This window comes from Streptomyces sp. NPDC004134 (assembly GCF_042874195.1).
Lineage (GTDB): Bacteria > Actinomycetota > Actinomycetes > Streptomycetales > Streptomycetaceae > Streptomyces.
Window position 1 is genome coordinate 60442 of record NZ_JBIAMS010000010.1, and the last position, 25577, is coordinate 86018.

Sequence of the window (25577 nt, forward strand, 5' to 3'; positions counted from 1 at the left end):
GCGCGCCCCGGCGGCTGGAAACCAGCCGTCCGATTCTGTCGTCTTTTCTCCCACGGACGGGTATCGATAAGCGTTGTTCGGGCACTGATATGGCTGTTCGACACGCGACTTCGGGGGTGGGGAGCGGTGGGGAACCGGCCAACGGACTGGCACGTACTCGACCTGGATGACGATCCGACGCCGGGGGATCCGGAGCGGGTCAAGCAGTTGGCGCGCGAACTGCACGACTTCGCCGACGACGTGGCGGACGCGCTGCGGCAGATCAAGGGCATGGCCGGTGAGGATGCGCTGCTTCGCTGGGCGGGGAAGACGGCGAAGGCGTTCCAGGACGAGTTCGAGGAAGTCCCGAACAATCTGAAGAAGCTTCAGCGGTCGTACGACTTGGCGGGTGATGCGCTCGCGGCGTACTGGCCGAAGCTGGAGCGTGCGCAGTCTCTGGCCGACAAGGCGCTGGCCAAGGGGCGTGAGGCCCAGAGTGATCTGACCGCTGCCAACGGGCGGCTGGATTCGGCGAACTCCTGGGTGGACCGGGCGACGAAGAAGACGGAGGAGTACGACGGGAAGGAGGGCAAGGAGAAGCCCGACGAGTCGGAGGTACGGGCCGCCACCCGTAACGCGACCGACGCCAAGTCGGCCCGGGCGTCCGCCCAGAGTGCCGTCGACAATGCGCAAGGCGGTCTTGAGGCGGCGAAGAAGATGGCCGGTGACGCGAAGAAGATGCGTGAGGACGCCGCGTCCGAGGCGAAGGACAAGCTGGAGGACGCCTCCGATGCCGGTATTCAGAACCGGAAGTGGTGGGAGAAGGCGGTCGACTGGGTCAAGGACAACTGGGACACCATCGTCACCGTCTGCAAAGTCATCGTCGCCGTCCTCGGCATCGTCGTCCTGATCATCGGCGGACCCCTCGCCTGGGTCGTCCTCGCCGCCGCCCTCGTCGTCCTCGCCGACACGCTCTACAAGTACATGAACGGTGAAGCGTCCCTGTGGGACGTGGCGTTCGCGGCCCTGGACTGCATCCCCGGCATGAAGGGCCTCACCACCCTCGGCAAGCTCGCCGGCGGTCTCAAGGCCCTCGCCAAGGGGGGCCTCAAAGGCATGGCGGCCGCGCTCCGCGGCCTCGGGACCAAGGGCCTCAACAAGCTCCGCGGCGCCGCCAACGGCATGCGCAGCGGCATGGACAACCTCGTCGCCAAGGGCAAGGCGGCCGTGGGCAGGTGCCCGGGCGGTGACCCGGTGGACATGGTCTCCGGCGAGATGATCATGATCGAGACGGACGTCCGACTGCCCGCGCTGCTTGCGCTGACGTGCACGCGGACGCACCTGTCCACGTACCGCTACGGCCGCTGGTTCGGCGCCTCGTGGGCCTCCACGTTCGACCAGCGGCTGGAGATCGACGCGGACGGCGCCGCCCTCGCCACCGAGGACGGCATGCTGCTCGCGTACCCCGTTCCCCGGCCCGGCGTGCCCGTGCTGCCGGAGGAGGGGCCTGCCTGGCCGCTCGTCTGGGACGGCACGGCCGGCGGCGAGATCCGGGTCACCGATCCGGCCGGCGGTCTGACGCGGCACTTCGCCGCCGACGGAGCGCAGGACGGCGGCAGTCCGGTCGTGCTGCCCGTACGCGCCGTGTCCGACCGCAACGGGCAGCGGATCGACTTCGACTACGGACCGGACGGCCTGCCGCTGGCGATCCGGCACAGCGGGGGCTACCACGTGGACGTCCGCACGGACGACGAGGGCAACGTCACCGCCCTCGCCCTGCGGGAGGGCGAGGACAGCACGGTCCTCGTCTCGTACGGATACGACGCCGAAGGCAACCTCACCGAGGTCGTCAACTCCTCCGGAGAACCGTTTCGCTACACCTACGACGAGCAGAGCCGCATCACCGCCTGGATCGACCGGAACGGAAGCTGGTACGCGTTCGAGTACGACGACGAGGACCGCTGCGTGGGCGGCAGCGGCGCCGACGGCTTCCTCGACTGCACCATCGCCTACGACGCCCGGGCCAGGACCACCGCGTACACCGACTCCCTCGGCCACACCACGGTCCACCACCACAACGAACTGCTCCAGCGCACCTCCGTCACCGACCCGCTCGGCCACACCGACCACTGGACCTACGACGAGCGCAACCGCCTCCGCTCCCACACGGACGCCCTCGGCCACACCACCCGCTACGACTACGACGGGGCCGGCAACCTCACCGCCGTCACCTCCCCCGACGAGACCAGCGTCACGGCCGAGTTCAACGACATCCACCTGCCCCTCGTCCTCCACGGCGCCGACGGCACCCGCTGGACCTACACCTACGACGAGCGCGGCAACCGCACCTCGGCCACCGACCCGCACGGCGCGACGACCACCTTCGCGTACGACGACGCCGGCACCCTCACCGCTCTCACGGACCCCCTCGGCGTCACCACCCGCGTCGAGTGCGACCCCCGGGGACTGCCCGTGCGCACCGTCGACCAGCACGGCGCCGCCATCGAGCGCCGCCGCGACGCCTTCGGCCGGGTGGCCGCCACCGTCGACGCCCTCGGCCAGGTCACGCACGTCACCTGGACCACCGAGGGCAAGCCCGTCACCCGCACCCACCCGGACGGCACGGCCGAGACCTGGCACTGGGACGCCGAGGGCAACCTCGTCGCCCACACCGGTCCCACCGGCGCCACGACCCGCTTCGAGTACACGCACTTCGACCTGCTCGCCGCCCAGACGGGCGCGGACGGAGCGCGGCGCGCCTTCGCGTACGACACCGAACTGCGCCTCACCGCCGTCACCGATGCCCGCGGCGCCACCTGGACGTACGACTTCGACGCCGCCGGCCGGCTCGTCGCCGAGTCCGACTTCAACGACCGCGTGCTGCGCTACGCCCGCGACGCCACCGGCGCGCTGAGCACGCGCACCAACGGCGCCGGGCAGACGACGACGTACCGGCGCGACTCCCGCGGCCGGATCGTGGAGAAGCTCAGCGGCACCGCCGTCACCACGTACGCGTACGGCATCGACGGCCGCATGGTCCGCGCCGAGAACGCCGACGCGGTGCTGGAGGTGGAGCGGGACGACGCCGGGCGGCTGCTGCGCGAGACCGTCAACGGGCGCACCACCGGCTACGCGTACGACGAACTGGGCAGGCGGCGGCGCCGCAGCACGCCGTCCGGGGCGGTCAGCGAGTGGGAGTACGCGGACAACGGGCTGCCGGTGCGGCTGGTCGCCGACGGGCACGAGGTCACGTTCGCGTACGACGGGATCGGCCGCGAGACGGAGCGGGTCTTCGGCGAGGGGTTCCGCATCGGCCAGCGGTGGGACGAGAGCCACCGGCTCGTCGGCCGCGAGCTGACGGCCCCCGCCGGGTCCGGGGGAGACGACCCGCTCGCGAAGTTCCGCACCGTGGGCCGCACCGCCTACCGCTACGACCCCGCGGGCCGGCTCGTCGGCCTGGACGACCTGCACACCGGCTCCCGTGCACTCGAACTCGACGCCGAGGGCCGGATCACGACGGTGCGGGCCGAGGGCTGGAGCGAGCGCTACGCCTACGACGCCGCGGGCAACGTGACGTCGGCGGCGGCGGGTGCGGCCGCGGGTACGGCGGCGGCGGGTACGGCGGCCGAAGGGGGCGCCGCCGACGGCGGGACGGCCACCGAGCCGGAGGCGTACACGTACACGGGCAACCGCCTCCGGCGCGCCGGCCGGTCCCGCTACGACTACGACGACCAGGGCCGCTGCACGAGCATCACCCGCCGCACGCTCTCCGGCACCCGGCGCACCTGGCGGTTCACCTGGGACGCGGACGACCAGCTCACCGCCGTCGTCACCCCCGACGGCAGCCGGTGGCGCTACCGCTACGACCCCATGGGCCGCCGGCTCGCCAAGGAACTCCTCGACGCGGACGGGGGCGTGGCCCGCCGGGTGGACTTCGCCTGGGACGGCGACCGGCTCGCGGAACAGTCGACGCGCACCGACGACGGCGGCAGCCACTCCGTCACCTGGGACTACGAACCGGGCGGCCACCGGCCCGTGGCCCAGAGCGAACGCCGTTCGCTGCGCGGCGCGCCGCAGGAGGAGATCGACCGGCGCTTCTACGCCATCGCCACCGATCTCGTCGGCGCGCCCACCGATTTGGTCACCCCGGACGGCGAGGTCGTCTGGCGGCACCGCGCCACGGTGTGGGGCAGCCCGGCCGGGACCGCGCCCGCCGCCCCGGCCGCCTGCCCGCTGCGCTTCCCCGGCCAGTACGCGGACGAGGAGAGCGGCCTCCACTACAACCGCCACCGCTACTACGACCCGCGCAGCACCCGCTTCCTCACCCCCGACCCCCTCGGCCTGGCCGCCGCACCGGACGACTACGCGTACGCGCCGAACCCGCTGACGTGGTCCGACCCGCTGGGCCTGCAGATGTGCCCGCAGTTCCTGCGCATCGACTGGCTGACGGAGAAGCTGCTGTCGCGGGTCTCGTACCAGTACCAGAGGTTCGTCACGCACACCGACTACGAGCAGGTCTTCAAGCTCAAGAACGGCCGCGAGGTGCACGTGGACGGCGGGCCGACGGCCGACAACTTCATCGTCGAGGCGAAGTGGACCGGAAACGAGAAGCAGTGGTCGTCGTCCCAGTACAACCCGGAGCACCGCCACTACAACCAGGACCGGATCATCGACCAGGCGGAGCGGCTGGTCGCCCTCAACGACGAACTCGGCGCCAACGGCGTCCGCTACGCCACCTCCAGCCCGCAGGGCGCCGACCACCTGCGCGAACTGTTCTCCGACAGCTCGGTCAGCCAGTCGGTGGCCGACGCGCTCAGTGATGGGAGACTGCAGGTGTTCCACGTACCGGCGAACGGGATGATCAGCACATGAACGAAATCATCGCTCTCGTCCAGCGCCTGGCCGGCGAGCCGCGGCTCACGGGGGAGTTGCTGGCGGCGGCGCTTGCGGAGGAAGGCTGGTCGGTGCTGCGTGCCAGGCCCGGAGCACCCTTTCCGCGGGTCTGGGAAAAGGACGGCCTGACGGCGGGCATCCAGGGCGACCCTCCGGAGATGGACCTCGCGGTGACGCTGTGGCTGCGGGAAGCGGACGAGGACGAGGGCTTCGAGGCCCTCGAAGCGCTGCACGAGGAGGCGGAGGCGGAGTCGCGCCGGGTGGCGGGCGAGTTGGAGCAGGGCCCGCTCGCCGGGCGGCTGGCGCCGGCGACGGGAGATCCGTCCCGCGGGCTCGACTACCTCCACCACCGGGCCTGGCGGCTGGGGGACCGCACACTCCTCGTGGGCTCCATCCAGCAGGACTCCGACCTGCCGGTGGTCGTCGAGGCGGTCATCGGCTGACCGGCGCCCCGCCGCGGATGGAAGAATCGCCCCATGGCTGACGTGATCATCGCCGCATGCGACGGCGCCGCGAGTCCGAACCCGGGGCCGGCCGCGTGGGCGTGGGTGGTGGCGGGCGCGGACGGCGCGGTCGCGCGCTGGGAGGCGGGCCCGCTGGGTAAGGCGACCAACAACATCGCCGAACTGACCGCCCTGCTGCGGCTCCTGGAGTCCACGGACCCTGCCGTGCCGCTGGAGGTGCGGATGGACTCCACGTACGCGATGCAGGCCGTCACCGACTGGCTGCCGGGCTGGCGGAAGCGCGGCTGGAAGACGTCGGCGGGCAAGCCGGTCGCAAACCAGGAGCTGGTACGCAGCATCGACGACCGCCTCACGGGCCGCGACGTCCGCCTCGTGCACGTCCGCGCGCACCAGGTCGACGGCGACCCGTACAACGCAGCCGCGGACGCCGCCGCCGCGGAGTCCGCCCGCACCCAGAACCCGGCGGGCACGGCCCACGGCTCCCCGCTGCCGACGGCGGAGGACACCCCGGCGCGGGTCTCGTCCGCGGCCCCGAAGCGACGTTCCGCCAAGGCGGGGGGCGGCACCCTGAAGGCCAGGTTCCCGGGCCGCTGCCGCTGCGGCACGTCGTACGAGGCGGGCACGACGATCGCGAAGAACGCCACCGGCTGGGGCCACGTGGAGTGCGCGAAGGCATGACAGGGCCCCCGCGGTAAGGCGGGGGCCGGTCAGCGGGTACGCGGGGCGGGGTCAGCCCTGCCGCTTGGCGAACTCCACGAGCCCGGCGAACTGCTCGCGGGTCAGGGCCAGGCGGGGCCCGAGGGGGTCCTTGCTGTCGCGCACCAGAAACTCACCGGTGACGCGCGCGTGCTCCGGCGCCCACTCGATGCACTCGCCGCCCTGGCCGTTGCTGTAGCTGCTCTTCACCCAGACCGGAGACGGCGCCTTTTCCTCAGGAGTCGATGTCATCCTCATACCCTTTCAGGTACCTGTTGAGCAGGGCCACGCTCTTCCCGCTGTCGAGGGCCTTCGACCGGGCGATGTCGAGGAGGGTGGTCAACTCCAGAACCTCGGCCGGGGTATCCACGGACACACCGGACGCGAACGACTCGACGTAGGCGAAGGTCGCACCGTCATGGCGGGTGAGCAGGCTCAGGCTACCGCCCAGCAGCGGGTGGACTCCATGCGCGAAAGGCAGTACCTGCACCCGAACCGCGCTGTTGCGCTCGATCACGTCGAGGATGTGGTGGATCTGCTCGGCCATGACCGCCGGACTGCCAACGGGACGGCGTAGCGCGGCCTCATCCATGATCGCCCAGTAGAGCGGCGGAGTCGGCGAGTCCAGCACGGCGTGGCGGTGCATTCGTGTCTCCACCAGCAACGCGAGCTTCTCCGCGTCCTTGCCGGGCATGGATTCGACGAACATGGCCGACGTGTACGGCTCGATCTGCAGCAGTCCTGGCACGACGCTGCTGTTGAACGTCTGGATGCGCGCCGCGCGCTGCTCCTCTTCGAGGACCCGGCGCCCCCACGCCGGGATCTCGGCCGCTCTGGCGACGGCCAGCAACTCGGTGATGAGCCCGTCCGTCCCGTAGAAGTCGTCAAGGGCCTCGGCCAGCGCGGTGGACGGGAGCTGGTCTCCGCGTTCGACACGGCTCAGGTAGGTGTGCGGATAGCCCAGCTTCTCGGCGAGCGCGCGCAGCGACAGGCCCCTCTTCGCCCGCGCCCGTGCCGCTCGGCCGGCGAGCATTCCCGCTGGTGAAGCCGGTGTGACCGCACCTTCCGGCTCAAGCTCCACGCAGCCGACCTCCTTCATCTCGCTGTCCACAGAGCGTATTTGGTCACACACGATCTGTGTACCCGACTCTTTCCGGCGGCCAGGGTGGAGCAGCGGAAGAAGCCGCGGTCAGCGCAACGGAACAAGGCGATCGGAGAGCCACATGACCAGGAACCGGGCCCAGGGGGCCGACAGGGTGAAGGAGGCCGGGCTGGCGTGTGAGGAGTTGCGGGCGGCGCTCACGGCGGCGGGAGTGGTGCTGCCTTCGCTGGGGCTCGACCCCGTTTCGTGCAGCGGGTCCGCGCCGCTGGGGCTGATCGACCTCGGGCGCTGCAACATCGCCACCGCCCGCGCCCTCGCCGCCGTCCTCCGCCCGCGGGAGACCGCCCGGTGAACCGGTTCCTGCCCGCCGTCGACCGCCCGTGGCTCGACTCGTGGCCCGCGGTGGCCCGGGGCGGAGACGGCAACGCGTGGGTACCGGGGGTGTGCTGGCTCTTCTGTCGCCGGGAGGGCGTGGCCGTGCTGTGGGTCGGGTCGGTGATCACGCCCGGAGCGGGCGGCGAGATGTACGCCTGCGGGTCGTGTATCGCGGAACTGGACCACATGGTCCGCGTCCAGGCCCAGACCCGCGACCGCCAGGGCCACCGCACCGCCCGGTACGCCACCCTCACCCTCCCCGCCCACCACTCCGCGGTGACCCGCACGGACGGATGCGAGCATCCGCGAACCGAGCAGCACGCCGGCAAGACCTACTGCCAGCACTGCAAACGCCAGCTCTACCTGTGAAGCGACCCCACCCCTACTTCCCCGCGTCCCCACATCCCCTCACACCCGCCCAAGGGTAGGCGGCCGGTCTGACAGCGCCCGGTCAGCGAAGCGCAGAGCCGGTACGTCGCCCAAGCCGGGCCGGGGCGGCGCGAGGTGGGGGCGGGGGTACGGGGTCGGGCCGCCCGTCAGGGCACGGCGATCTCACCGTCAGGACCCGGCGCCCTGTTTTCCCGGGGGGAGCGGTCGCGCAGCGCCTGGACGGCCAGGTGCGCGCCGACGGCCAGGACCGCGATAGCCGCCGCCGGATAGAGCGCCGACAGGAAGATGTGCCAGGTGCCCAGATCGGGCTGCCCCAGCCGGTTGGGTACGAGCCAGACGCCGTAGGTGAGGAAGACCACGACGGCACCGCCCGCCGGATACCACCACCGGACGCCCACCCGGCGCCAAGCCTGCGAGCCGAGGAGGACGATCAACGGCACGCACCACACCCAGTGGTGGGACCAGGTCACCGGGCTGATCAGCAGCGCGGTCATGGCGCAGCACACCGCGGTCCAGGCGGTCGAGGATTCGAGCCGGGGTCCGGCCAGCGCCGCGGCGGTGGTGACCGCCAGGCCCGCGGCGAGGGTGAGTGCGGCCACCGGCAGCCACCAGGTGCCGGGGTCGGTGGTGTGCAGGAGCCTGGCCATGACCCCGCGCAGCGACTGGTTCGCCGGGTCGTCGGCCCGCCCGACCCGGTTCGCGGACAGGAAGAGCCCGCCCCAGAACCGCCGCGAGTCCTCCGGCACCACGACGGCCGCCGCGGCGATCGTGGCGGCGAACGTGACACCGGCCGTCACCCCGCGCCGCAGCCAGACGCGACCCGCGCGCGCACCGGCACACCCGCCCGCACCGGCCCCGCCCGCTCCGGCCCTTCCCCCGTCGGCCCCGCCCGCGTCGAGCCGTGCCTTCCCGTCGTTACGTCGCCCCGCCTGCCGCTCCCGCCACATCTGCACCACGCCGATCAGCACGAAGGACACGAGGAACAGCCCGGGGGTGATCTTGATGCCGGCGGCCAGGCCGGTGCCCGCCCCGGACCAGCGGGACCCCGGCCGCCTGGTGAGGTCCCACAGCACCAGGACGAGGATGAGCAGGTTGATCTGTCCGTAGCGGAGCGTGGTCCACACCGGTTCTGACCACACGACCAGACCCGTCACCGCCAGCCCGGCAGCCGCCGACGGAATCCGGGACGGCCCGGCGACCAGCTTCAGCGACAGATGGACCGCCACCCCGGCCAGGAGCAGGTTGACCACCGTGGCGAGGGTCCGCATCTCCCCGACGCCGAGCCAGGTGAGGGGCACGAAAAGCACCGCGGCGAACGGTGGATAGGTGTTCCTCAGCCCCACGTCAGTCACCCGCAGGGCATAGAGGTTCTCACCCGTGCGTACGGCCCAGCCCTCGGCCCGGTAGACCGCGAGGTCGATCATCGACACATGCGCGGCGCGCTGCGCCCACCAGAAGAGGGCCAGGGAAAGCGCGCACCACAGCAGCGCGACGGCCGTACCGTGCCGGGCGAGGAAAGACTGGAGCACCGCCGCGGCGGTGCGGGTGTCCCCGGGGGGCTTGCGTGTCGTGGTCACGAGCATCGGCTCCGCGCGGTAAGCGGGTATGGGGGCGGGCACCCGCCCCCGCAGCACACCACCGCCGCCGCGGCCCACCCGAAACTAACCGCAACCCCGCGCTCGCCCCGCCCCCGGCACACCCACCCCGCCCCGACACAGCCTGTTCAGCCGAACCTCCCGGCCGCGGGGACCCGGGCGTCGGCGCGGGTGGATGCGTGGCGGTGGGCGAAAGCCGGGCCGCGCGGGTGATTCACCCCGGTTTCCGGCGGGCTTCACCGCGAGTTGCGCCCGTACGCCGCCGCCCCCGAGGGGCACCCCTTCGGCCGGTCGGCCAGCCGGCCGGACGCACTCGGGAGCCCCCGGGGCCGTGGCCCCGCCCCTCAGCCGGACTGCATGTCGAGCATGTGGGTTCTGAAGGCGGCGACCGCCGTCAGCAGCGCCTCGCGCGGGCTTTCCCCCGTCAAGAGCGCCGCCGGCAGGGGCAGTGTTTCGTCCAGGGCCGCGAGGGCGTCGCGGCGGGTGGCCAGCCAGGCGCCGTGGTCGGCGGCGTACGGCTCCATCGCCCGGCGCGACTCCTCGTCTTCGAGGTCGCGTAACCGGAGCAGCTTGTGCTCCTCGTCCGCCAGGATGCGGCCCACCCGGTGGGTGTGCGTGTCCTTGAGGTTCTTGAGGCCCGTCAGCAGGTCCGCGTCCGACGGCGGCGCCGAGGCGATGACGTCGAGGAGGCCGAGGTGCACCTGCACCTGGCTGTGCAGCCGTTCGCGTGCCGCGCGTTCCAGTTCTTCCACGGGGTCCGCCCGCATGACCCGCGTCGGCGGAAGCTGCTGGGCGTACGTGGGGTGGGCGCGGCGGCTGGGGAGGAGTTTCCAGTTGCGGCGGGACTTGCGCGGGTGGGCCGGGGGGCGCGCGGGTGTGCCGGGGGCGTGCGCACGGAGTTCCGCCGCCGCCGCGGCGAGGGTCGTGCGCTCGGCCGGGTCCTTGGCCAGGAGCGCCGTGAGGACCGGGGCCAGCGGGCCCGCGTGGCGAAAGGACGCCGGGGCGGATTCGGAGACGGCCTGGCGCAGCGTCCACAGGTTCTCGCCGTGGAAGGGCAGGTGGCCCTCGACGGCCGCGTACAGCGTGGCGCCGAAGGACCACATGTCGGAGGCGGCGGTGGCCGGTTCGCCGTTCAACTGCTCGGGCGAGGCGTACGCGGGCGTGCCCAGCATGCCGCCGGTGGTCGTCAGGCCCGCCGCGCCCTCGGGGCCCGCCGCGTCGGCGATGGCGGCGATGCCGAAGTCGGTGATCACCGCGCGGCGGTCGGTCACCAGGATGTTGTCGGGCTTCAGGTCGCGGTGCACCACGCCCGCCGCGTGCGCCTCGGCCAGCGCGTCCAGGACCTGTAAGCCGATCTCCGCCACCCGCGGCGCCGGCAGCCGCCCGCGTTCCCGCAGCACCGCGGCCAGGGAGCTGCCGGCGACGAACTCCATCACGATCACGGGGGCGCCGTCGTGCTCCACGACGTCGTACACCGTGGTGATGCCGGGGTGGTTGAGGCGGGCCGCGGCGCGGGCCTCGACGATCATGCGGCGTAGCTGCTTCTCGCGCTGCCTGTCCCCGACGTCGGCGGCGAACAGGATCTCCTTGACCGCGACCCGTCTGTCGAGTAACTCGTCGCGAGCGCTCCAGACCCGGCCCATGCCACCCTGCCCCACCGGTCGGTCCAACCGGTACCGGCCCGCGATCAGCAGGCCGCTCGCCCCAGCCATGTCTCTATCGTAGGCAGTGATCCCGGGGGGACCTCCGGGCGGCGGGCTCCCGGACGGTGCACGGGCGACCCGGCGGAACGGCGACGGCGCCCGGCGAGAAGAACCCCACTCCCGAAACGACAGCCGGCGGCGGTACGAGCCCCCCGACCCGTACCGCCGCCGCTTCCCCCGTGGACGGCGAGGCCGCCCGCTACATCGCCTCGAACTCGATGTCCGAGACCTGGTCCTCCGTCAGCACCGAGTCCGCGGCGGGAGCCTTCGGCTTCACCGGCTCACCGAACGCCGAGAACGCCAGGTCGACCTCGGCGCCCTCCGGGTCCGTGATGGTCACCGGGTACGGCTTGCCCTCGGCGGCGATCTTCATGCTGGCGCCGTCGCTGGTCGAGGGGTCCTCGTTCACGTACGGCACGACCGGCACGCCCTTGTGCTTCGTCTGCTCCTTCTGCGTCATCCCGGGGCTGAACGACACGACGCTGTCGGTCTGCTCGACATACGTGCCGATCTTGCAGAGGTCCGTGATGGCCGACTGGACGTCGGACTTGGGCTCCTCCAGGTACGAGCCCTCGACCTGTTCGATCACGGCGGCGTCGTACATGTACTCGGACTCCAGATAGGCGGCGTCCGGCTTCATCCACGCCTTGTCGCCCTGCATGACGAACTCGACGGCGCCGTCGTCGGTGGTGGCGCTGCCGACGCAGTTGCCCTTGTCGTCCACCTGCACGTCGATCTGGGCGGGGTCGGCGACGACGACCATCTCACCGACCGCGTGCACGGACGTGGCGGCGCGCATCGCCTCCACGGCGTCCGTCTGCGCGGGACCGCCGCTCGCTCCGCCGTCCCCCTCGTCGTCGCTGCCGCAGGCGGTCAGCGCGAGCAGCGCTGCCGTTGCGGCCGCCGCGACGGCGACGCGATGCCCACGTATGACGTACTTCATCTCGACCTTCGATCACTCGACTGCTGGGCGCCTCCCGGGGGTTGACCTTGGATCGGCCGGAGGAGGCGCACACGTTACATGCGGAGCAACGGACAGCCAAAACGTTCCAGCGCACGCGGATCACGGGCGCGCCCCCGCCCGTTCGGCTCGCACACAACTAACTTGCGCACGATGGAATTGTGCGCTAGCTTCATGGTGTCGCCGGGGCCTCCCGGCGGCGTAGGAAACCAGCCACGGAGGCTTCCCATGCCGAACCGCAAGCAGCCGACCGTCGTGCTCGTCCACGGTGCGTTCGCCGACGGGTCGAGCTGGAATGGGGTGGTGGACAAGCTGAAGCGCGCGGGACATCCGGTCCTCGCCCCGGCCAATCCGCTGCGCGGCCTGCGCAGCGACGCCGCCTACCTCCGGGACGTACTCGACGGCGTCGAGGGTCCCGTCGTGCTGGCCGGCCACTCCTACGGCGGCTCGGTGATCAGCGAGGCCGCCGCCGGCGACGACAAGGTGAAGGCACTCGTGTACGTCGCCGCCTTCCTGCCCGACGAGGGCGAGAGCGCGGCCGAGCTGTCCGGAAAGTTCCCCGGCAGCACCCTCGGCGAGACGCTGAAGGAGGTGCCCACCGCGCTGCCCGGCGGCGCCGCCGTCACCGACCTCTACATCGACCAGGACAAGTTCCACGGGCAGTTCGCCGCCGACGTGCCCCCCGCCACCGCGCGGCGGATGGCCGCCACCCAGCGGCCCATCACGAGCGCGGCCCTCGGCGAGGGCGCGGGCGCCGCCGCCTGGCGGACCGTGCCGTCCTGGGCCCTGCTCACCACGGAGGACAAGAACATCCCCGTCGCCGCACAGCGCTTCATGGCGGAGCGCGCGGAGGCCCGTACGGTGACGCTCGACGCGAGCCACGCGGTGACGGTCTCGCGGCCGGACGCGGTGGCCGACCTCATCGAGGAGGCGGCGAAGTCGGTCAGTTGACGAGGCAGGGCCTTCCCGCCCCCGGCCGCCCCGGGCCGCGCGCCACCGGCGCGCGGCCGGCGCGCACGCGCCACGCGCCCGTCCGCGGCCCTACGTCCGGTGCCAGTTGTGCGGGGGGAGCAGGGGGTCGTAGGCGCCGTCGGGGAGGTCGTCGGTGAGGCGGAGGGACCAGCGGTGGAGGCGCTGGGTCAGGTCCGCCTGGACGCGGCGCAGGCGCGGGTCGTTCCAGCGGTCGTGCAGCTCCATCGGGTCCGCGGCCACGTCGTACAGCTCCGCCTCCCCGTCCACGTGCTGGTAGATCTTGTACCGGTCGTGCCGCAGCATCCGCGAAGACCCGCTCTGCGTCACGCTGTTCAGCTCGTCGTACTTCGTCCCCTCGTACGGGAAGTGCAGCTCCGGCCGCGCGTCGTCCGGGTACGGCAGCCCGCCGTACCCCCGCTCGGTGACGACGTCCGCGAACTCCGCCGCCGGGTAGTCCGCCCCGGTCAGCATCTGCCACAGGCTGCGCCCCTGGACCCCGAGCGGCAGCGGCCGCCCCACCGCCTCGCAGACCGTCGGCAGCAGGTCGGCGAGCGAGACGAAGTCCCGCCGGTTGTCCCGCGCCTCGACCCCGCACCCGTGGACGACCATCGGGATCCGCGCCAGCACCTCCGGCATCCCCGCGCCCTTGCGCTGGAGGCCGTAGTCGCCGGCGTAGTCGCCGTGGTCGGCGAAGAAGACCAGCAGCGTGTCGCGCCAGACGTCCTGCGCCTTGAGATGGTCCACGAGACGGCGCAGTTGGTCGTCGATGAGCCGCAGCATGCCGCAGTACGTGGCGCGATACCGCCGCCAGAGCCGGTCGTACCCGGGCCGTTTCTCCTCCACCAGCTCCCGCAGCCACTTGTACGCCCCGCCCTTGCGCTCCGCGGCCTCGGGACCGCACGTCCGCGCCGGCACCTCGTCCTCGCCGAAGAGCGAGAAGTACGGTTCCGGTGCCTGGTACGGGTTGTGCGGCTCGGGCATGGAGATCCACGAGAAGAACGGCTTCCCGGGGTCGCGTGCGGAGATCTGCCCCATGGCGTCGGACACGATCCGGTGCGCGAACTGGAGCTCCACCGGGAACGGCGTCGCCTCCGTCGTCGGCCCGTGGTCGATGGACCGCATCCAGCGCGCGAAGTCCTGCTGCTCGACGGTCTCGTCGGGTCCGCTCTCGTGCCCGTAGGGACCGGAGAACGCGTCGAAGAACTCCTTCCGCCCCCGGTACATGTGCGTCTTCCCGGCGTAGAAGAGCTGGTACCCGGCTCCGCCCAGCACGTCGAGCAGATCGTCCCCCCGCACCACCCCCTGCGGCGTGGAGTTCTGCCGCACGCGGTGCGCGCTGGGCCACCGCCCGGTCAGCACGCTGGTGCGCGCGGGCACGCACGCGGGCGCGGTCGTGTACGCCCGCCGGAACCGCATGCCGCCGGCGGCGAGGGAGTCGAGGAAGGGCATGGTGTCCAGACCGAACCCCTCACCCGCGGTGAAGTCGGCACGGAACTGGTCGGTCATGACGAACACGATGTTGGGCGCGGTAGGGCAGGTCACGGCGTCCGTTCCTTTCCGGTGCGCGGTACGGAGAAGGAAGAGCAAGGAGGAGCGGGGAGGAGCAAGGGAGAGCAGGGAGGAGCAGGGCGGAGTGCTACCGGCACCATGCGAACGCCCGCCGGACCCCGTCAATGACCGGACGATTTAATCCGGTCCTCCGAGCCAGTCGAGGATCGTGCGCATGCCGTCGTGCCAGTGGGCCTCCAGCAGGTCCGCCGCGTGCGCGAAGTCGCCCGCGGTGAGGGCCGCCAGGACCTTCCGGTGCTCGTGGTCGACTTCCGCACGGTGCTTCACCTCGCGCATGTACGCGAGTTCGTAGCGGGACAGGTTCGTGCGCAGTTGGGTGAGCATCCCCAGCAGGTGACGGTTGCCCGCCGCGGTGGCGATCGCCGTGTGCCACTCGGTGTCGAGCTGCCAGCGGCGTACCGGGTCCGCGCACTCTTCGAGTTCGCCGAGCACGGCGCCCAGCCGCCGCGTGGTGGCGGGGTCGAGCGCCGTGATCGTACGGGTGGCCAGCGCTTCGAGCGTGGCCAGCACGGGGTACAGCTCGGCGGCGTCGCGGCGGACGAGGGGGCGGACGGTGAAGCCGCGGGCCAGGGCGGACTGGAGGACGCCCTCGGCCTGGAGGCGGAGGAGGGCTTCGCGCACCGGAGTGCGGGAGACCTGGAGGGTGCGGCTGAGGCCGGCCTCGGTGAGGGGGGCGCCCGGGGCGTACTCGCCCGCGGAGATGAGGGCGACGATGCGGAGGTAGACGGCTTCGCGGAGCGGTTCGGCCCGGGCGATGGGCTCGTTCGCGCCTGCGGGGTACGTGGTCATTGCTGGTACGGGCTTTCGTCGCGGTGGCGTTGCTCGAACTCCGAGCGCATGCACAGGGTGCTCGGCGAGATCATCCGGTCGACCGCCATGATGCCGTCCAGGTGGTCGATTTCGTGCTGGAGCAGTTCGCCGAGGTCGCCTTCCGCGCGCAGGCGGTGCCGCTCGCCGTCCGCGGACTGGTACTCCACGTCCACCCATCTCGCCCTGCCGACCCGGCAGAAGAACCGCAGGGAGAAGCTCAGGCAGGCGTCCCACGGCTCCCAGGTCTCCGGGGAACGGGCCGTGATCCGGGGGTTGACGAGCGTCCACGGCCGGTCCAGGTGCAGGTGGAGCACGCGGCTGGGCACGCCGATCTGCGGCGCGGCGATGCCGCGGCCGTAGCCGGTGCGCGCCACCCAGTCGGCCAGCGTGTCCGCGAGGTCGGCGGCGGTTTCCGCGGTCCGGGGCGAGCCCGGCTCCGCGACGTCGGCTGCGGGCATGCGCAGGGCGGGATCGCCGAGTTGGAGCGTCGCACGTACGGGCATTCGTCCATCGTATACGATGCGCAGATGGTGAAGCCCTTGAAGGTGGAGAACATCGAGGAAGCGGCGAGCCTCATCGATCCCGTCTTCCGCGACAGCCCGTACGTCGAGGACGCCGCGCTGGCCCGCCGGGTGGGCCGGGATCTGGCGCTCAAGCTGGAGACGCTCAACCCGATCCGGTCCTTCAAGGGCCGCGGCGCGGACTACTTCATGCACGAACTGGCCGCGGGGCAGCGGGTGGTCTGCGCGTCGGCGGGCAACTTCGGCCAGGCAGTCGCCTACGCGGGCCGCGCGCGCGGCATCGCGGTCACGGTGTACTGCGCCCGGAACGCGAACCCCGTCAAAGTCGCCCGGATGCGCGAACTCGGCGCCGAAGTCGCCCTGGCCGGCGCCGACTTCGACGCCGCGAAGGACGCCGCACGGGCCTACGCGGACGGCGCCGCGGACCGGCTCTTCGTCGAGGACGGCGAGGAGCCGCGCATCTCCGAGGGCGCCGGCACCATCGCCGTGGAACTCGCGCCGCTGCCCGGCACCCTGCTCGTACCGGTCGGCAACGGGGCCCTGATCGGCGGGATCGCCTGCTGGGTCAAGGCCCGTGCGCCCCGCACCCGGATCGTGGGCGTCTGCGCGGCGGGCGCTCCCGCGATGGCCGAAAGCTGGCGCCGGAACGCGCCGGTCAGCACCCCCGAGGCCCGGACCATCGCCGACGGGGTCGCCGTCCGGGTGCCGGTGCCCGCGGCCGTCGACAGGATGCGCGGCCTCGTGGACGACGTGGTGCTCGTCGACGACGACCAGCTCCGCGAGGCGCTGCGGGCGGTGCGGGACACCGTGGGCCTGATCCTGGAACCCGCCGCCGCCCTCGGCGTCGCCGCCGCGCTCCACCACGACTTCGGGGCCGGCGCCCTGGCGGCCGTCGTGACCGGCAGCAACTTCTCCCCCGAACTCCTCGCCGAACTCGCGGAGCCGGCCCCCGCCGCCGGCTGACGGCCGGCCGGCCCGGCGTTCCGCCGGGCCCCTCCGGAGCCCTTCCCGACCCGCCCCCGCGCCTCCCAACCCGAGGCCGGGGGCGGCGCCTTGTCGCCGTCCCTTCCCGAACTGGTCGCGTCCGGACCGTTTACTTCCGGCCACGGCATGCGTAACGTGCTCATCGCAACGCTCACGTTAACGTTCATGTCGAGGCTGGAGCCGAGATGCGTCCCAGATTGCGTGCAATATCCACCGCGGTGGTCCCCGGCGTCGCGATAGCCCTCGCGCTGCTCGGCGGGTCTGCTGCCGCGGCCTCAGACCAGGACGACCAGGTGCAGAACGGTCCGCACGGTGCGGCCGGGCGGACCGTGGAGGTCCGGGTCGGCACGTACAACGTGTGCGGCCACGGCTGCCTGCCGACCAAGGAAGAGTGCGAGCGCGTCATCGGCCGCGACTGCGCCACCAAGCTGCGCCCCTGGGCCGAGGGCCGGGCCGCCGACGTCGCCGCGGACATCGACGCGGCCGGGCTCGGCGTCGTCGCCACGCAGGAGATCGGCAACAACGCGACGCCCAGCCAGCCCGCCGTCGACGTCGAGTCCTTCCGCGCGCCGCTGACCGCCGCCCTCGAGGAGCACGGCTACGCCGAGGCCCCCGCCGACTACGCCGGCACCCGGCACCCCGAGAAGGGCTACCCGCTCAAGTCCGGCGCCGGCCGCTACACGTACTACGACGCCTCCCGCTACTCCCACCTCGACAAGCGCGGCCGCGAACTGCCCCACGACCTGCTCTGGCTGCCGGACTCCACCGAGATCTACGGCAAGACCATGACCTGGAACGTGCTCCGCGAGAAGAGGTCCGGCGCCCGCTTCGTCGTCGTCGACATGCACCTGGAGTACCGCAAGAACGGCGCCACCGACCCCAACGGCTGGACCAAGAACTGGGACGAGGTCCGCTACGCCGACGCCAGGCGCACCGCCGAGGAGCTGACCCTCCGCAACAAGCACACCCGCAACCTGCCCATCGTCTTCGCCGGCGACATGAACTCCGGCTCCACCGCCGACGGCGCCAGCGCCATCGATGCCTTCGCCGACGTCGGCTTCACCGACGCGCTCGCGGTCGCGGACCGCGTCACCGGCGACGCGTACGCCTCGTACAACGGCGGCAAGATCCCGCTGCCCCTCGGCGAGAAGATCGACCACCTCTTCGTCCGGAACGGGACGAAGGTCGGCGAGTGGGTGCAGATCCCGCAGACCACCGCGACCGAGGGGCCGCAGGCCGAACTGCTGCGCTCCGATCACAACCTCTCCTACGCCACCGTCCGCCTCATGAAAGGAAACCGGTGACGACCGCACCACACCCCGATCCGCGCCTGCTCGACCCGAAGCTGGCGAAGTTCAACCCGCTGCGCCGCATCCTCGTCCACGACGACTTCAACACCGGGACGCACGGGTGGATCGAGCTGATCGGCAACCACGACCAGCACGGTGATCTCGACACCGTCGACGAGCACATGTCGGACTTCCGGCCGCCGCAGCTCAGCTCCTGCAACTTCTTCGACGTCGGCACGCACGGGGCCATGTCCGGCACGTACGCCCTGAAGGTCGCCACCCGGCCGGTCACCGGGCACACCGGTGTGGCGATCCGGCGGCTGACGATGTCAGGCCGCGGCCGGGTGCAGTTCGAGACGTACTTCGCGTACAAGGCGGAGGCCGCCTCGGCGGAGAACGGCGCGGCGACCGCCGCCGGCGGCGGCCGGTGGGACGCCAACAACCACCCGTCGGAGCAGCAGTTCGGCGCGGTCACCGTCGCGACCGACATCTGCGACGGCGTGCGCTACCACAACGTCGTGCGCTACCAGAACACCGATCTCGACCACGAGGTGCAGCACCGCTGGATGTACCCCACGGTCCCCGAGCCGACCCCGCGCGAGCACTTCGAGGGCAAGGTCAAGCTCCCGCGGACCGCGGACTTCACCGCCCCCGACCCCGCCGACTGGCAGCAGTTCGGCGAGCGCCAGGACCTCTGCTTCAACGAGGTCCCCACCAAGGTCAACTGGCACTATCTGCGCTGGGTCATCGACACCAGCACCCGCAGCAACGTCGAACTCCAGGTCAACGACGTCGTCCACGACATGTCCGACGTGCCCGTGCCGCCGTACGACGAGGAGTACGGGTCGCTGCAGAACCTGCTCAACTTCTACGTCTCCGTCCGCACCCACACCGACGTGCGGAACTTCCTGTACCTCGACTCCGTGCTGATCTCGGTGGACTGGTGAGTGCGACATGACCATGCGACAGTCCTTCACCGCCGTCATCGAGCGCAACGCGACGCTGACGGGCGAGTTCACCACCGAGCCCTACGAGGCCGCCTGGGCCCGCGAGGCCCGCTGGTTCGTGCGCGTCCTCGACGCCTCGGGGCGCGCCCCGCGGATGCTCGTACGCACCCAGATCTCGCCCGACGGCCTGCACTGGTGCGACCTCGACCGCGGCACGGAGCAGTCCGTCGACCCTGACGACGGACCGCTGCACAGTTGGCCCGCCGAGGGCTTCGGCGGCTGGCTGCGCCTGCGCGGCACCGTCGTCGACGAACCGGCGCGGGACGCGCCGGACCCCGGCGACGCGGCTTCGTCCGTCAAGGTCCTGATCTACCTGGCACTCAAGTCATGACCCGGAGGTGGTGAGATGACCGGGGCGAGCAGAGCGGGTGGCAGCGGCCCGGCGCGGCGGGACTTTCTGGCGATGGCGGGGCTCGGGGCCACGGCGGTGCTGCTGTCCGGCTGCGGCGTCGGCAGTGCCGCGCCCAGCGGGGCGCTGCGCGCGGCGTTCGGGCAGCCGGTCACCGACCTGGACCCGTACAACGCCGCGACCGCCGTCGACGAGGCGTCGCTGATCGTCAAGCGGCTGGTCTTCGACACCCTCGTACGGCGCGAGGGCGCGGAGCTGGCGCCGGGGCTCGCGGCCCGCTGGCGGCGGGAGGGCGACACGAAGTGGGTGTTCACGCTCCGCCGCGGCGCCGTCTTCCACGACGGCAGCGAGGTCACCGCCCGCGACGTGGTCGCGTGTCTGAAGCACACACAGCAGGTCGCGTCCGCGCAGACCCCGCTGTGGGCGACGGTCACGGGCGCCGAGGCGCCCGACGACCACACGGTGGTCTTCACCACCGACGGGCCGCTCGGCTCGCTCCCGGTCAACCTCACCCTCCTGTTCATCGTCCCGGCGCGGCTGGTCGCGGACCCGGAGCAGAAGCGGAGCCCCGTCGGCTCCGGTCCGTTCCGGGTCACCGGCTTCACCCCGTCGACCTCCGTCGAGCTGGCGCGGTTCGACGACTACTGGGGCGGCCGGGCGGAGCTGCCCGCGGTCTCCATGCCGTACATCGCGGAGACCTCGACGGCGATCACCGCCCTGCGCAACGGCGACGTCGACCTGCTCTGGCCGGTCCCGCCCGACCAACTGCCCGAGGTCACCGGGGTGTCCGGGATCACCGTCGAGTCGGTGCCCTCCTGGACGTACTACTTCAACTGGTTCAACTGCGCGCGTGAGCCGTTCAGCGATCCCGACGTCCGCCGCGCGCTCTGCCAGGCCGTGAACGTGCCGCAGATCGTGGACTTCCTCTTCGGCCGCGGCGGCAAGCAGATGCGCGCGCCGATACCCGAGACCGTCGCCGGCTTCGCGCCGCAGCGGCCCTGGCCGTACGACCCGGACGAGGCGCGCCGGCTGCTGGCGCGGGCCGGGCTCGGGCGCGGGTTCTCCACGTCGATGATGTGGTTCGACGCGACCGGGCCGCTGTCGCGGGAGCTGGCGCAGGCGCTGATCTCGGCGTGGGCCGACATCGGCGTCACCGTCGAGCCGCAGAGCATCGAGAAGGCGATGTGGCTGGAGCGGCTCAACGGCCTCGACTGGGACATGAACCTCCAGACGAACACCGTGACCACCGGCGACGCCGCCTTCACCATCGGCCGCCTCTACACCTCGGAGGCCAAGCGCCTCGGCTACGCCAACAAGGAACTCGACGCCGTCCTGGCACAGGCCGCCGGTGCGCCCGAGGGCCCGGAACGCGACGCACTCTACGGCGCGGCCTGCGGGACCATATGGTCGGACGCCGTCGGTCTCTTCCCCGTCACCCTCGTCACCGGGTACGGGCGCGCGAAGGAGCTGACCGGCTTCACCCCCGCCCCGAACAACCAGCCCGACCTCGCCGTGGTGGGGCGCCGATGACCCCGCGCCGGAGGATCCCATGACCGCACGCCGCCGACCCACGCTGCGCGACATCGCCCTGTCGCTCGACCTGTCGGTCAACACCGTCTCCCGGGCGCTCGCCGACAAGGACGCGGTCAGCCCCGAGACCCGCGAGCGGGTCAAGGAGGAGGCGGAACGCCTCGGTTACGTGCCCAACACCATGGCCCGCTCCCTCGTGCTGCGGAACGCCATGACCCTCGGGCTCGTCATCACCAACCCGGCCAACCCCTTCTACGCCCGCCTCATCTCCGCGATCGAGGAGCGCGGCCGCGAACGCGGCTACTCGCTGATGCTCATGGTCACCGAGGACTCCGCGGAGAACGAGCGCCGCGCCGCCGAGGAGCTGATGCGCTGGGGCGTCGACGGCGTGCTGGCCATACCCGTGCAGCACGGCGCGGAGCACTGGAGCCGGCTGCGCAAGTCCGGTACGCCGGTGGTCCTGCTCAACCGGCACCTGCCGGAGCTGGACGCCGACGTCGTGGGCGTCGACTACTACGCCGGTGCCCGCGCGGCGACCGAGCACGTGCTGGACGGCGGGGCGACCGAGCTGTACCTGGTCGAGGAGGACCTGGAGATCTCGCCGGTCTCGGAGCGTATCCGGGGCTTCCGCGAGACGCTGGCGGCCCGCGGGATCGCGGCGCCCGACGACGCGGTGGTGCGCGTGGATCCGGCGGCCGCGCCGGAGGGGGTGCCGGTCTCGGGGCCCTTCGACCCCGGGGTGGCGTACGCCGTCGGCGCGGAACTGGCGCGGCGGGCGGGGCCCGGCGCGGTGGTGCTCGCGGGCAACGACTACCACGCGCTCGGCCTGTACCGGGCGTTCGCCGAGCGGGGGCTGCGGGTCGGCACGGACATCGGCGTCGTCGGCCACGGCGACCACCCGTTCTCCGCGTACCTCGACCCGGCCCTGACCACGGTCCGGCTGCCCGCGCCCGACGTGGGCCGGGCAGGCGTCGACCGGCTGCTGGAGCGGGTGCAGTCCGGGCCCGACTCCGCGGCGGAGGACGCGGATCCGATCCGTACGCTCCTGGCCCCCGAACTCGTCGTACGCGCCTCCGCCGGACCACTCCGAAGAAGAGGTGAGCACTGATGGGCGCGTTCCTCGCCAAACGCCTCGCGCAGGCCGTCGTCGTCGCCTTCGGCGCGCTGACGCTGGTGTTCCTCATCGTGCGCGTCGTGCCGGGCGATCCCGCCAAGCTGATCGTCGGGCCCGACGCGTCCGCCGAGCAACTGGAGAGCGTACGGGCCGACTTCGGCCTCGACGACCCGCTGTGGCGGCAGTACGCCGACCATCTCGCCGGCGTCGTGCGCGGCGACCTCGGCGACTCCTGGCGCCTCGGCGGCTCGGCCCTCAGCAACACCCTGGACCGCTTCCCGGCGACCCTGAGCCTGTCGCTGGCGGCGCTGCTGCTGACCGTCGCCGTCGGGATCCCGCTGGGCATGCTCTGCGCCCGCCGCCCCGGCAAACTGCTCGACCTGGTGGTCTCCACCGGCTCGCTCGCCGGCCAGGCCGTCCCGTCGTTCTGGCTCGGCATCGTCCTGATCCTCATCTTCGCCCGCCAGCTCGACTGGCTGCCCGCGACCGTCGACGGCTCGCCGGCCGCGGTGCTGCTGCCGGCCGTCACGCTGTCGCTGCCGTTCATCGGCTGGCTCGCCCGGCTGGTGCGCAGCAGCGCGCTGGAGGAGGGCGGCAAGGACTACGCCCGTACGGCCCGCGCGAAGGGCGTCGGCGAGGGGACGATCCAGTACGTGCACGTCGGCCGCAACATCGCCATCCCGGTCGTGACCGTACTCGGCCTGCTGATGGGCAACTTCATCGCCAACGCGGTCATCATCGAGGTCGTCTTCTCCTGGCCGGGCATCGGCTCGCTGATGGTCGACGCGATCACCAACCGCGACTACGCGGTCGTGGAGGCCGCGATCCTCACGATCACGCTGGCGTACATCGTCCTGAACCTGCTCGTGGACGTCGTCTACTTCGTCATCGACCCCCGCCTCACCCCGGAGGACGCTTGACTCCTCTCCCTCGTAGGCGAGGGGGATTCCTGGCTCACGTCGCCTGCCTCCCCAGCGGGGGTGCAGGTCTTACACGGTCAGCGCCAGCCGGGTTGAAGACCAGCCCGGACGAGCATCACGCGCGCGGAGTTCTTGTCCCTGGGGCGGGACACTCCGCACGCGGTGCACGTATACGTTCGTTCCGAGAGAGGCAGCGCGTGCTTGGTTCTCGCTCCGCAGTCCGCACAATCCATCGTGGTGTGCGCCGGGTGCACCAAATGCACGACCCGGCCGTGTTTGCGGCCCATCTCGACCAGCGCGGCCTTCGTGGCGCCGATCGCCGCATCAGCGGCCTTACGGGCCATGGTCGACTTCGCCAGGAACCTCGGGCGGAAGTCCTCCACGGCCAGGGCGTCATGGTCGCGAACAACCTTCTTGGCCCACTTGCGGCCGGTGTCTTTCCGTTGCCGGGCGACCTTCTTGTGGAGCCTGGCGGTCTGCCGCTGCGCTTCGCGGTACCCCTTCGATGCGGCCTGCCCGCGCTTCGGCTTCCTGCGGGCCATCATCCGCTGGTACCTCGCCAACTTCAGCGCCGCGGTCTTGCCGTGCTGCGGGTGGGCAAGGTCATGGTCGTCGGACGTGGTGGTCGCGGTCTGCTTCACACCCCAGTCGATACCAATCACCCGCCCGGTCGCGGGAAGCCGCTCGGTCACGGCGGGAACGACGAAACTCGCCCACCAGTGCCCCACCGAATCCCGGTACACACGCACCGAACTGGGCGCCTTGGGGAGGTCCCGCGACCACACCGGGCGCACGACGATCCCGCCGGCCAGATGCACACGCCGGTCCTTGAGGCGGAAGCCGCGCCGGGTGTATTCAAGGGTGGGCAGCGCCTCACGTTTCTTCTTCCAACGGGGCATCCCGGTCCGCTGCCGCATCGGCAACCCGGCCTTGATGTCTCTCAGCGCCTTGGCACGGGACTTGCCGAAGTCGCGGATCACCTGCTGCTGGGGAACACAAGCCCCCTGGCGCAGCCACGGAGTGCGGGCACGGGCCCGGGTCAGCATCGCCGCGAGCTGCACCGGCCCGCATGTCATCTTCTGGCCCGTCGCCCGGTTGTGCTGGTGGACCTGCCGGGACTTGGCGACGCACTCATTCCACACCCAGCGCACCCGGTCCCACTCGGCTTCCAGAGCCGCACGGGCCGTCGGCGACAAGCGAAGACGAAAGGTGTACCGGCAGTGCCCCGCCGCCTCTGTGGCCACTTCCGCCGTCATGCATCAGAACCTACCTGGGAGGACTGACAGTTGACCCCGATAGATCCCTTCGCTGCCGCTCACCAGCAGTTTTGGTGTCCGCCGAATCGCCTGGACGGCGGTTTGACTCTCCCTGCCCCGCTCACGCGGGAGCTTCGTTTCCTCCCCCGGCTGCAGCCGGGGGTATCCACAAAGGAAACCTGATGAGCGCTACGACCACGGCCGCGCCCGCGAAGGCCGACGGCTCCCCCCGTACCGCCAAGGCCCCCGGCGGCGGCGCGCGGCGGGTGCCGGTGCGGGTGTGGATAGGCGCCGGGATACTCGCGCTCTTCGTCCTCGCCGCCGTCGTCGGCCCGCTGCTGCGCCCGTACGACCCGGTGGCCACCGACCTGCCGAACCGGCTGCTGTCGCCCGGAGAGCGGACCGACGCGGGCGACATCGCCTGGCTGGGCACCGACCAGATGGGCCGCGACCTGCTCGCCAACCTGCTGGCCGGCTCCCGGATCTCGCTGCTGGTCGCCTGCGCGACCATCCTGGTCGGCGGCGCGGTCGGCCTCGTCGTCGGGCTGGTCTCGGGCTACTTCGGCGGCTGGCCGGACACGATCGCCTCCCGCATCGGCGACATCCAGCTCGCCTTCCCCTCCATCCTGCTGGCGATCCTGCTGGCCGGGGTGCTCGGCCCGAGCGTCACCAACATCGTCATCACGCTGGCGATCACGAGGTGGGTCATCTTCGCCCGCGTCGCCCGCGCGTCGGCGATGGCGACGCGGCGGCTCGGGTTCGTCGACTCGGCGCGGGTGCTGGGGGCGGGGCACGTACGCATCATGCTGCGCCACGTGCTGCCGTCCGTCTGGCAGCCGCTGCTGGTCGCGGCGACGGTGCAGGTGGGCCTGGTGATGGTCGCGGAGGCGTCGCTGAGCTTCCTCGGCCTCGGCGTTCCGGTCGACACCTCGTCGTGGGGCGCCACCGTCTCGGTGGGGCGCGACTACCTGGGCTCGGCGTGGTGGATCTCCACGATGCCGGCGGCGGCGCTGGCGCTGGTGGTCACGGCGGTGGGCGTGATCGGGGACGGCTTCCGGGACGCGTCGGACCCGCGGTCGCAGATATGAGCGGAGAGGA

The 25577-nt window shown here is 71.9% G+C and carries 22 protein-coding genes and 1 pseudogene; 14 read left to right on the forward strand and 9 right to left on the reverse strand.

The genetic code is table 11. The annotated features are described in order from the left end of the window. The first annotated feature begins 126 nt into the window (after positions 1 to 126). Genes ACFYVJ_RS15235 through ACFYVJ_RS15245 form a run of 3 tightly spaced genes read left to right on the forward strand, consistent with a single transcriptional unit; the run spans position 127 to position 6014 of the window. Positions 127 to 4851: an RHS repeat-associated core domain-containing protein gene (locus ACFYVJ_RS15235; RefSeq protein ID WP_388891054.1), complete on the forward strand. Its 4725-nt coding sequence runs from the start codon at positions 127 to 129 to the stop codon at positions 4849 to 4851. After that, positions 4848 to 5315 carry a hypothetical protein gene (locus ACFYVJ_RS15240; protein WP_388891057.1) on the forward strand — a complete coding sequence of 156 codons (468 nt, stop codon included), beginning with the start codon at positions 4848 to 4850 and terminating at the stop codon, positions 5313 to 5315. Before ACFYVJ_RS15235 ends, ACFYVJ_RS15240 begins: the two co-directional genes overlap by 4 nt. A 33-nt stretch (positions 5316 to 5348) precedes the next feature. After that, positions 5349 to 6014 (forward strand): ribonuclease H, encoded by a 666-nt coding sequence (locus ACFYVJ_RS15245; protein ID WP_388891059.1) that lies wholly within the window; start codon positions 5349 to 5351, stop codon positions 6012 to 6014. 51 nt (positions 6015 to 6065) lie between these two features. Here the strand turns inward: ACFYVJ_RS15245 and ACFYVJ_RS15250 are convergent, their stop codons facing one another. Beyond that, on the reverse strand, positions 6066 to 6284 hold the full coding sequence (locus ACFYVJ_RS15250; protein ID WP_388891062.1) for a DUF397 domain-containing protein: 219 nt from the start codon (positions 6282 to 6284) through the stop codon (positions 6066 to 6068). Next, on the reverse strand, positions 6268 to 7143 hold the full coding sequence (locus ACFYVJ_RS15255) for a helix-turn-helix transcriptional regulator (protein ID WP_388891064.1): 876 nt from the start codon (positions 7141 to 7143) through the stop codon (positions 6268 to 6270). Before ACFYVJ_RS15255 ends, ACFYVJ_RS15250 begins: the two co-directional genes overlap by 17 nt. A 112-nt stretch (positions 7144 to 7255) precedes the next feature. On the opposite strand from ACFYVJ_RS15255, the gene ACFYVJ_RS15260 reads away from it, so the two are divergent. Both ACFYVJ_RS15260 and ACFYVJ_RS15265 read left to right on the forward strand, forming a co-directional pair. Continuing rightward, complete coding sequence (locus ACFYVJ_RS15260; RefSeq protein ID WP_388891066.1) at positions 7256 to 7486, forward strand: hypothetical protein; 231 nt, start codon at positions 7256 to 7258, stop codon at positions 7484 to 7486. Beyond that, complete coding sequence (locus ACFYVJ_RS15265; RefSeq protein ID WP_388891069.1) at positions 7483 to 7878, forward strand: hypothetical protein; 396 nt, start codon at positions 7483 to 7485, stop codon at positions 7876 to 7878. The genes ACFYVJ_RS15260 and ACFYVJ_RS15265 overlap by 4 nt, the downstream gene beginning before the upstream one ends. 167 nt (positions 7879 to 8045) lie before the next feature. Here ACFYVJ_RS15265 and ACFYVJ_RS15270 read toward each other — a convergent pair whose 3' ends face one another. The 3 genes from ACFYVJ_RS15270 to ACFYVJ_RS15280 form a co-directional block, all read right to left on the reverse strand. After that, positions 8046 to 9476 carry a glycosyltransferase 87 family protein gene (locus ACFYVJ_RS15270; protein ID WP_388891071.1) on the reverse strand — a complete coding sequence of 477 codons (1431 nt, stop codon included), beginning with the start codon at positions 9474 to 9476 and terminating at the stop codon, positions 8046 to 8048. A 362-nt stretch (positions 9477 to 9838) separates the two neighbouring features. Beyond that, positions 9839 to 11206: a serine/threonine-protein kinase gene (locus ACFYVJ_RS15275; protein ID WP_388891073.1), complete on the reverse strand. Its 1368-nt coding sequence runs from the start codon at positions 11204 to 11206 to the stop codon at positions 9839 to 9841. A 190-nt stretch (positions 11207 to 11396) separates the two neighbouring features. Beyond that, positions 11397 to 12140: a hypothetical protein gene (locus ACFYVJ_RS15280; RefSeq protein ID WP_388891075.1), complete on the reverse strand. Its 744-nt coding sequence runs from the start codon at positions 12138 to 12140 to the stop codon at positions 11397 to 11399. Positions 12141 to 12386: 246 nt separating this feature from the next. Between ACFYVJ_RS15280 and ACFYVJ_RS15285 the strand changes: the two genes are divergently transcribed. Then, on the forward strand, positions 12387 to 13109 hold the full coding sequence (locus ACFYVJ_RS15285) for an alpha/beta fold hydrolase (protein WP_388891077.1): 723 nt from the start codon (positions 12387 to 12389) through the stop codon (positions 13107 to 13109). 90 nt (positions 13110 to 13199) lie between these two features. On the opposite strand, the gene ACFYVJ_RS15290 is transcribed toward ACFYVJ_RS15285, so the two are convergent. From ACFYVJ_RS15290 to ACFYVJ_RS15300, 3 genes are all read right to left on the reverse strand, one after another. Further along, positions 13200 to 14672, reverse strand: a complete 1473-nt coding sequence (locus tag ACFYVJ_RS15290; protein WP_388891079.1) for a sulfatase — start codon at positions 14670 to 14672, stop codon at positions 13200 to 13202. Between the two features lie 144 nt (positions 14673 to 14816). After that, on the reverse strand, positions 14817 to 15488 hold the full coding sequence (locus ACFYVJ_RS15295; protein ID WP_388891081.1) for a GntR family transcriptional regulator: 672 nt from the start codon (positions 15486 to 15488) through the stop codon (positions 14817 to 14819). Next, entirely contained in the window at positions 15485 to 16012 is a 528-nt protein-coding gene (locus ACFYVJ_RS15300; RefSeq protein ID WP_388891083.1) for a peptide deformylase, read from the reverse strand. The genes ACFYVJ_RS15295 and ACFYVJ_RS15300 overlap by 4 nt, the downstream gene beginning before the upstream one ends. Before the next feature lie 24 nt (positions 16013 to 16036). On the opposite strand from ACFYVJ_RS15300, the gene ACFYVJ_RS15305 reads away from it, so the two are divergent. The 7 genes from ACFYVJ_RS15305 to ACFYVJ_RS15335 all read left to right on the forward strand — a co-directional run bounded on the left by ACFYVJ_RS15305 (position 16037) and on the right by ACFYVJ_RS15335 (position 23223). Continuing rightward, positions 16037 to 16993, forward strand: a complete 957-nt coding sequence (locus ACFYVJ_RS15305) for a threonine/serine dehydratase (RefSeq protein WP_388891086.1) — start codon at positions 16037 to 16039, stop codon at positions 16991 to 16993. Between the two features lie 218 nt (positions 16994 to 17211). Then, positions 17212 to 18318 carry a hypothetical protein gene (locus ACFYVJ_RS15310; RefSeq protein WP_388891088.1) on the forward strand — a complete coding sequence of 369 codons (1107 nt, stop codon included), beginning with the start codon at positions 17212 to 17214 and terminating at the stop codon, positions 18316 to 18318. Continuing rightward, positions 18315 to 19250 (forward strand): DUF6772 family protein, encoded by a 936-nt coding sequence (locus ACFYVJ_RS15315; RefSeq protein ID WP_388891091.1) that lies wholly within the window; start codon positions 18315 to 18317, stop codon positions 19248 to 19250. The genes ACFYVJ_RS15310 and ACFYVJ_RS15315 overlap by 4 nt, the downstream gene beginning before the upstream one ends. A 7-nt stretch (positions 19251 to 19257) precedes the next feature. Beyond that, a complete protein-coding gene (locus tag ACFYVJ_RS15320) occupies positions 19258 to 19641 on the forward strand; it encodes a hypothetical protein (RefSeq protein WP_388891094.1) in 384 nt (127 codons plus the stop codon). Between the two features lie 15 nt (positions 19642 to 19656). Beyond that, the gene (locus ACFYVJ_RS15325) at positions 19657 to 21189 is read left to right on the forward strand and encodes an ABC transporter substrate-binding protein (protein ID WP_388891096.1); all 1533 of its coding nucleotides are present in this window, start codon (positions 19657 to 19659) and stop codon (positions 21187 to 21189) included. Positions 21190 to 21208: 19 nt separating this feature from the next. After that, the gene (locus ACFYVJ_RS15330; RefSeq protein WP_388891099.1) at positions 21209 to 22297 is read left to right on the forward strand and encodes a LacI family DNA-binding transcriptional regulator; all 1089 of its coding nucleotides are present in this window, start codon (positions 21209 to 21211) and stop codon (positions 22295 to 22297) included. Further along, on the forward strand, positions 22297 to 23223 hold the full coding sequence (locus tag ACFYVJ_RS15335; protein WP_388891102.1) for an ABC transporter permease: 927 nt from the start codon (positions 22297 to 22299) through the stop codon (positions 23221 to 23223). The genes ACFYVJ_RS15330 and ACFYVJ_RS15335 overlap by 1 nt, the downstream gene beginning before the upstream one ends. Positions 23224 to 23257: 34 nt before the next feature. On the opposite strand, the pseudogene ACFYVJ_RS15340 reads toward ACFYVJ_RS15335, so the two are convergent. Continuing rightward, a pseudogene (locus tag ACFYVJ_RS15340) lies at positions 23258 to 24479 on the reverse strand (RNA-guided endonuclease InsQ/TnpB family protein). A gap of 182 nt (positions 24480 to 24661) precedes the next feature. On the opposite strand from ACFYVJ_RS15340, the gene ACFYVJ_RS15345 reads away from it, so the two are divergent. Further along, the gene (locus tag ACFYVJ_RS15345) at positions 24662 to 25567 is read left to right on the forward strand and encodes an ABC transporter permease (protein WP_388891105.1); all 906 of its coding nucleotides are present in this window, start codon (positions 24662 to 24664) and stop codon (positions 25565 to 25567) included. The last annotated feature ends 10 nt before the right edge of the window (positions 25568 to 25577 follow it).

Coding starts and splice junctions, on each gene's coding strand:
- ACFYVJ_RS15240 (WP_388891057.1), top strand. CDS start 4,848: ATGAACGAAATCATCGCTCTCGTCCAGCGCCTGGCCGGCGAGCCGCGG.
- ACFYVJ_RS15280 (WP_388891075.1), bottom strand. CDS start 12,140: ATGAAGTACGTCATACGTGGGCATCGCGTCGCCGTCGCGGCGGCCGCA.
- ACFYVJ_RS15300 (WP_388891083.1), bottom strand. CDS start 16,012: ATGCCCGTACGTGCGACGCTCCAACTCGGCGATCCCGCCCTGCGCATG.
- ACFYVJ_RS15275 (WP_388891073.1), bottom strand. CDS start 11,206: ATGGCTGGGGCGAGCGGCCTGCTGATCGCGGGCCGGTACCGGTTGGAC.
- ACFYVJ_RS15285 (WP_388891077.1), top strand. CDS start 12,387: ATGCCGAACCGCAAGCAGCCGACCGTCGTGCTCGTCCACGGTGCGTTC.
- ACFYVJ_RS15325 (WP_388891096.1), top strand. CDS start 19,657: ATGACCGGGGCGAGCAGAGCGGGTGGCAGCGGCCCGGCGCGGCGGGAC.
- ACFYVJ_RS15245 (WP_388891059.1), top strand. CDS start 5,349: ATGGCTGACGTGATCATCGCCGCATGCGACGGCGCCGCGAGTCCGAAC.
- ACFYVJ_RS15320 (WP_388891094.1), top strand. CDS start 19,258: ATGACCATGCGACAGTCCTTCACCGCCGTCATCGAGCGCAACGCGACG.
- ACFYVJ_RS15250 (WP_388891062.1), bottom strand. CDS start 6,284: ATGACATCGACTCCTGAGGAAAAGGCGCCGTCTCCGGTCTGGGTGAAG.
- ACFYVJ_RS15330 (WP_388891099.1), top strand. CDS start 21,209: ATGACCGCACGCCGCCGACCCACGCTGCGCGACATCGCCCTGTCGCTC.
- ACFYVJ_RS15335 (WP_388891102.1), top strand. CDS start 22,297: ATGGGCGCGTTCCTCGCCAAACGCCTCGCGCAGGCCGTCGTCGTCGCC.
- ACFYVJ_RS15305 (WP_388891086.1), top strand. CDS start 16,037: ATGGTGAAGCCCTTGAAGGTGGAGAACATCGAGGAAGCGGCGAGCCTC.
- ACFYVJ_RS15295 (WP_388891081.1), bottom strand. CDS start 15,488: ATGACCACGTACCCCGCAGGCGCGAACGAGCCCATCGCCCGGGCCGAA.
- ACFYVJ_RS15260 (WP_388891066.1), top strand. CDS start 7,256: ATGACCAGGAACCGGGCCCAGGGGGCCGACAGGGTGAAGGAGGCCGGG.
- ACFYVJ_RS15345 (WP_388891105.1), top strand. CDS start 24,662: ATGAGCGCTACGACCACGGCCGCGCCCGCGAAGGCCGACGGCTCCCCC.